6 protein-coding genes are annotated in these 6,290 nt (G+C 44.1%); all 6 read right to left on the bottom strand.

What is annotated here, in order from left to right; genetic code table 11:
* Nucleotides 1-128 precede the first annotated feature (128 nt).
* Nucleotides 129-347, bottom strand: a complete 219-nt coding sequence (locus Ga0451573_RS18650) for an NUDIX hydrolase (RefSeq protein ID WP_231685687.1) — start codon at nt 345-347, stop codon at nt 129-131.
* A 32-nt stretch (nt 348-379) separates the two neighbouring features.
* Complete coding sequence (locus Ga0451573_RS18645; protein ID WP_492207361.1) at nt 380-2,191, bottom strand: RHS repeat-associated core domain-containing protein; 1,812 nt, start codon at nt 2,189-2,191, stop codon at nt 380-382.
* Nucleotides 2,192-2,263: 72 nt separating this feature from the next.
* On the bottom strand, nt 2,264-2,668 hold the full coding sequence (locus Ga0451573_RS18640) for a DUF4279 domain-containing protein (protein ID WP_231685684.1): 405 nt from the start codon (nt 2,666-2,668) through the stop codon (nt 2,264-2,266).
* An 11-nt stretch (nt 2,669-2,679) separates the two neighbouring features.
* Nucleotides 2,680-4,941: an RHS repeat-associated core domain-containing protein gene (locus Ga0451573_RS18635; protein WP_231685682.1), complete on the bottom strand. Its 2,262-nt coding sequence runs from the start codon at nt 4,939-4,941 to the stop codon at nt 2,680-2,682.
* Between the two features lie 76 nt (nt 4,942-5,017).
* Nucleotides 5,018-5,389: a hypothetical protein gene (locus Ga0451573_RS18630; protein WP_231685680.1), complete on the bottom strand. Its 372-nt coding sequence runs from the start codon at nt 5,387-5,389 to the stop codon at nt 5,018-5,020.
* 20 nt (nt 5,390-5,409) lie between these two features.
* Nucleotides 5,410-6,290 (bottom strand): peptidoglycan-binding domain-containing protein (locus Ga0451573_RS18625; protein ID WP_231685678.1); only part of this gene is annotated, 881 nt, incomplete at its 5' end.

Below are 6,290 nucleotides of genomic sequence, written 5' to 3'. Positions count from 1 at the left end.
GGTATTTCAGTTCAGTTCCGTTTCCGGAATATGAAGCCGTATCCAGACGTCCGTTAATATAATAATAATCTGTGGTTTCCTTTTTGCAAAGATGGTATACATATCAACCGACTTGAGTTTACCGATACTCAATCTGAATGCTTTAAAGCCTTTTTAGCCTCTAATAAAACACCCAAGAACCAATCTAAGGGAACGTTGCGAACCTGGTCATTAGGAAACCAAACAATTTCCAAACCTTCTATCGAATTTCTAATTTGCCCACTATGTTCATCACCGTACCAAACATCTATTATTAAATTATAATCATCATCAGGGTCGTTAGTAAAATCAGCAGACCACTTTTTCATTAAAACTGCCCCTTTTCTAGTTTTTTTACAAATTACTTCGGAGTGTACGCTTCTAATAAGCCAATAAACTTTTGTCCATCTACAGTCCATCGAGCACCTAATCCGTTTGGTAACCTAACATCCACAACTTGACCGTGAACAGCGTGATTCTTTACAGTAAAACTTGAATTCGGGTTTGTAAGCAGTTCTTCAAGAAACTTTGCTCCATTTGCAGAATTACTTGCAGCCTGCCCGGTATGCTCGACTGTAAAACCGGTAATTTCTCTTCCTGTATGCTTTTGAATAGCTCTTCCTACCGGAGATAGTCCAGCTTTATTGGCAGAAGTAGCTACTCTAAATAAATCATCAACAGAACCCCAAGCAGTCCTAGCGAGCTGTCCCCCTGCCCTGAGTTCTCCGCCAGTACCTAAAGAAAGAATTATAAATGTGGGGTCATCCCATAATGAAATTGGAATAACTTCCCCTGGATCACCGCTATGGCAAGTTTTAATATTTGGGTCATACGCAGGTTTGTTTTCAGTTCCTCCCTGACCACTTGTCCCCGCCAGTTTATCCACACTCGGCTGCGAAACCTTTTTATTGCCGTACATATAGTCAGTCAAGGCGTCTCTGGTTATCGCGCCGAAATACCCGGTTACATATTTGCCATCCAGGTAACCCTTATTCCTCAGGAATACCTGCAGCTGTTTGACATCTTCACCTTTTCCTGCAAACCATTGCTTTAATTCCTTCTGGGAAGAATCATCCCAATTTCTTGCATAGTAACTGTCTGTCATCCCATCGGGGTTATATGGTCTTCCTATTGCTTCCCTGAACAGGTAATAATTCCAATGGGCCTCCTTAGTATTCTCACCATATGTGCCCGTTACCGGAAGCTGTTTGCCGTTTTTGCTCAGGAAACCTTTAGACCTCAGGAAGCTCTGCAGATTACCGGCGGTGTTGGCCCATTCCCGCTGCTTTTGGTTAAACCATGCGGAAGAGGGCATTTCACCGGCAGGATCGATAAGGTTCACCGGGTCGTTTAAGGCATAGATATATGGGACCATGCTATATGGGTTGCTTATACTGCCTTTTACCGGGTCTGTCTGCAGGAATGCCCCTGCAGTTGGGTCATAGAACCGGGCTCCCATATGGATTAGACCGGCTTCGGGTTCATCTGTTACCCCGTATTTCCCTATATAGCTGTGGTTTGTTTCAAAGCCTGTCTGTTCAATTACAGCTCCCCAGGGGTCATAACGGTAAGTTCCGGTAATACTTCCGCTCTGGTCACCGACAGCGCCAAGGCTGCCCATGATGTCATAATAGAAGTATTGGGCTGTGGTGTCAGGATTAATCTGCCCCAGCAAGCCGCCTGCCCCGAGAGTGAACTGGGTGGGGTCGGTAAAGTCTGGGTTACCACTTTCCAGGATGGCATTCAGGCCGTTATTCAGGTAATATACTGAGCCTGATACCGTGCTTTCACGGCTCAGCAGTGCGCCCAGCCCGTCATAGGTGTAGTTTACTGAGCCGCCCGGTGTTTGTATGCCTGTCAGTCTGTTGTTATAGTCATAGGTGTAACCGGTGGTGCCACTGGCATCAGTCATGCTTGTTCTGTTGCCGTTGTTATCATAGCCATACGTGGTGTTTCCGGCCTGAAGCAGCCTGTTGGCTTCGTCATAGATGTAGTTTACGGTTCCGCCGGGTCCGGTCATTCCGGTACGGTTACCTGTACCGTCATACTGATAGGTGAAAGTGCCGCGGCTGTCGGTTACCTGGACAAGCTGACCAATATCATCATATTGATAAGCAGATACATCTGTGTTGTTGACAGTCATTTGGGTGCGGCGGCTGTTATGGTCATATATGTAGTCATAGGTTAGGAAGGCTAAGCCGCCTGCTGCCGCATTTGTGATGCTCTCTACCCTGTTGGCATTTAATTATGAATTAATGAATAGGTCGATATCAAATTCCGCATTGATATCATTGGCAAATCCAATAACGTCTTTACTTAAGTATATGGCTGGCTTTTCGTTTGCCTCAATGTTAATAATTACATCAAATCTGTAATCAAGTCCGAATTGTTTACTAATCTCTTGAAGAATAGCTTTTTTGTCATAAATCAGACCTAATATCTGTTCTAATTGATTGTTTACGTCGAGAGATTCTTCGTAACCCGTACTTATTATCCAACAAGAGTATTTTCTCCTAATGTCTTTATTTTTTATAATTTCACCCTTCTCCCATTTCTCATCAGGTTTTAAGTTCAATCTATCAGATATCAGTTCAGGATTAAAGTTTTCTCCTAGCATCCTGAATTCTACCTTTATGTTCGTTTTTTCCATTAATCTCTCTCCTATTTGATAAATTCGCCAGTAGCTATACCTTGACCCTGTCCTCCCTTCAAGTAAACAAAAAGCTCTTTTGTATCCTTATCAACATAAATGTCATACCTTGATATCTTAGCCTTTTGACCTAGAACTTCCTTTTTTAGTTCGTGAGCATCAACTCCAAGTTTCTTTAAATACTTATCATCAACCTTCTGGATGCTTCGGACTACTTCGCTGGTTATTTTAGTTACGTCATTTGCACCTTCGGCTATGTCATCTCCCTTGGCAAGTTTGCTAAGAAACTTTCCAACTTTACCCAAGCCAGCAATTAATCCGCCAGCCGAATCATCCAAAAAAGTAGCAGGATGACCAGTATTCGGAATGGGATTTCCTATCATTAGTGCGTTCCCAGCATCATCTAACCACTGAAAAGCCGTGTTAGCAGTCTCTAATGCTTTCTGTCCCCATCCTTGTTGCTTTGCTCCAGTTCCACCCGTCCCCTGACCACTTGCCGCAGTCTTAGCCACACTCGGCTGAGAAACCTTTTTATTGCCGTACATATAGTTAGTCAAAGCGTCTCTGGTTATCGCGCCAAAATATCCGGTTACATATTTCCCATCCAGATAACCCTTATTCCTCAGGAATATCTGCAGCTGTTTGACATCTTCACCTTTTCCGGCAAACCATTTCACTAATTCCTCTTTAGCTAAATCTGTCCAATTTCTTGCATAGTAATTATCTGTCATTTCACCGGGGTTATGCGGATCACCTATCGCTTCCCTGAACAGGTAATAATTCCAATGGGCCTCCTTAGTATTCTCACCATATGTGCCTGTTACCGGAAGCTGTTTGCCGTTTTTGCCCAGGAAGCCTCTGGATCTCAGGAAGCTCTGGATTGTCCTGGCTGAGTTGGCCCATTCCCGCTGCTTTTGGTTAAACCATGCGGAAGAGGGCATTTCACCTTCAGGGTCGATAAGGTTCACCGGGTCGTTTAAGGCATAGATATATGGGACCATGCTGTATGGATTGCCAATACTGCCTTTTACCGGGTCTGTCTGCAGGAATGCCCCTGTTGCCGGGTCATAGAACCGGGCTCCCATGTGTATTAGACCGGCTTCAGGTTCATCCGTCACCCCGTATTTCCCTATATAGCTGCGGTTCGTTTCAAATCCCGTCTGTTCAGTTACAGTTCCCCAGGGGTCATAGCGGTATGCTCCGGTAATATTTCCGCTCTGGTCACCGACAGCGCCCAGACTGCCCAGGATGTCATAATAGAAGTATTGGGCTGTGGTGTCAGGATTAATCTGCCCCAGTAGGCCGCCTGTCCCGAGAGTGAACTGGGTGGGGTCGCTGAAGTCTGCTGTTTCACTTTCCAGGATAGCATTGAGGCCGTTATTCAGGTAGTATACAGAGCCTGATACCGTGCTTTCCCGGTTCAGCAGTGCGCCCAGCCCGTCATAAGTGTAGTTTACTAAGCCACCCGGCGTTTGTATGCCTGTCAGTCTGTTGTTATAGTCATAGGTGTAACCGGTGGCGCCACTGGCATCAGTCATGCTTGTTCTGTTGCCGTTGTTATCATAGCCATACGTGGTGTTTCCGGCCTGAAGCAGCCTGTTGGCTTCGTCATAGATGTAGTTTACGGTTCCGCCGGGTCCGGTCATTCCGGTACGGTTACCTGTACCGTCATACTGATAGGTGAAAGTGCCGCGGCTGTCGGTTACCTGGACAAGCTGACCAATATCATCATATTGATAAGCAGATACATCTGTGTTGTTGACAGTCATTTGGGTGCGGCGGCTGTTATGGTCATATATGTAGTCATAGGTTAGGAAGGCTAAGCCGCCTGCTGCTGCATTTGTGATGTTCTCTACCCTGTTGGCATTATCATGTGCAAATGAGGTATAGGTATTATTGGGATAGTTGATCCGGGTTATGTTGCCAACATCATCATAACTAAAGGTATATGTCTGTCCATTGGTATCTGTTAACTGGTCAAGAAGATTGCGTTCATTATAATGGTATTGGTTTGAATAGAGTGTATCTGTGCCTTTCAGGGCATTGACCGCGGTCAAGCTGCCCAGGGAATCGTACTGGTATTTGAGGTCAGTTCCGGTTCCGGAATGTGACGCAGTATCCAGACGCCCGTTAATATAATAATAGTCTGTGGTTCCTGTGGGGTCAACCATCTGAGTCAGATTCCCGGCGGCATCATACCGGTAAGCAAAGGTTGTTCCAGCAGGGAAGGTAACCCCGCTTACCCTGTAGTGCGAATTTTCTCCTAACATCATTTCGGGGGCGGTCGAATTTTTAAAATCCTTATAAAAAACCTCAAGAGAGTCTTGTCTCCCCTGAGGTGTTGTTTAATTAAGATTGACTATAGATTATTGAACGCTCTTGAAGGAAAACCTTAATAGCTTCAGGTTTATCATTGTAATAATCATCCCAAAAGTACTGGTAAGCCCAAGTAGCAGGCACTATTTCTAGCTGTTGCCTGTTTGGGGTAAAACTTACCCAATTAGAAGGCAGTTTTTTTGAACTAACGAAAAATATATCAGCTTCAAATGGTATTACTATTCCATCATCGTCTTCTATACGATATCTCACTACATCCCCTAGCGATTTTGCACCTAAGGAAGAATTATAAAACATCTCAACCGATAACACTACATACTCCTTACCGAGCGTTAATCGAATAGAGTTGTTTTGTTTGCTGTTGTCCATGAATTTAACCTTCATTATTTTACCTCCTACCTTTATTACTTGAACTTCATTCCATAAGCAGTAATTTCATTAGTTACTTGGTTCATATAAAAATGCACTTGCACCTTAACCCCATCAATGGTAACTGATTGAGTAGTCATTTTCGCCCAATCAGAAATGTTGCTACCATTGCTTGTTAGGGCTTTAACAACATTAGGGTCTCCTAATTTAGTACCAGGTATAATACTTTTTGAATTTTGGATAAACTGGGCTCTTAAAGTGCCATTTGTAAAGAAAACTTCTTCAGCTTTTTGTATGGAATCTCCTGATAGCCTACTATTATTAGCTATATTAGGAATACCTTTATCACCAAAGTAAGTGCCTATTCTTGCTAATGTAGCAAGAAATGCTTCACTAGTAGCTCCATAAAGCGCAGCTGCTTTTACAGCTACAAAACTAGCACCTTCTACTACAGCCGCCCCAGTTGCTGCAACTGGTCCGTACTCATTATTGATATTATTAAGTGGTCCAGCAATGTATTTGTCCACCTGTTGTTGCATTGCATTACCCAGACTTTGGTCCCAGCTCTTATTTCCACCCGTCCCCTGACCACTTGTACCAGCAGTCTTAGCCACACTCGGCTGGGAAACCTTTTTATTGCCATACATATAGTCAGTCAAAGCATCTCTGGTTATCGCGCCGAAATATCCGGTTACATATTTCCCATCCAGGTAACCCTTATTCCTCAGGAATATCTGCAGCTGTTTGACATCCTCACCTTTTCCGGCAAACCATTTCACTAATTCTTCTTTGGCTGAATCAGTCCAATGTCTTGCATAGTAACTGTCTGTCATTTCACCGGGGTTATACGGTCTTCCTATCGCTTCCCTGAAAATGTAGTAATTCCAATGGGCCTCCTTAGTGTTCTCACCATCTG

It is taken from the genome of Phosphitispora fastidiosa, assembly GCF_019008365.1.
GTDB classification, from domain to species: Bacteria; Bacillota; Thermincolia; order Thermincolales; family UBA2595; genus Phosphitispora; species Phosphitispora fastidiosa.
Note: the sequence above shows the minus strand (reverse complement) of the source record. Positions and strands in the feature narration are given on the sequence as shown.

Excerpts from the sequence above, each read along its gene's own strand:
- Ga0451573_RS18650 (WP_231685687.1), bottom strand. The coding sequence starts at position 347 with ATGAAAAAGTGGTCTGCTGATTTTACTAACGACCCTGATGATGATTAT.
- Ga0451573_RS18640 (WP_231685684.1), bottom strand. The coding sequence starts at position 2,668 with ATGGAAAAAACGAACATAAAGGTAGAATTCAGGATGCTAGGAGAAAAC.
- Ga0451573_RS18635 (WP_231685682.1), bottom strand. The coding sequence starts at position 4,941 with ATGATGTTAGGAGAAAATTCGCACTACAGGGTAAGCGGGGTTACCTTC.
- Ga0451573_RS18630 (WP_231685680.1), bottom strand. The coding sequence starts at position 5,389 with ATGAAGGTTAAATTCATGGACAACAGCAAACAAAACAACTCTATTCGA.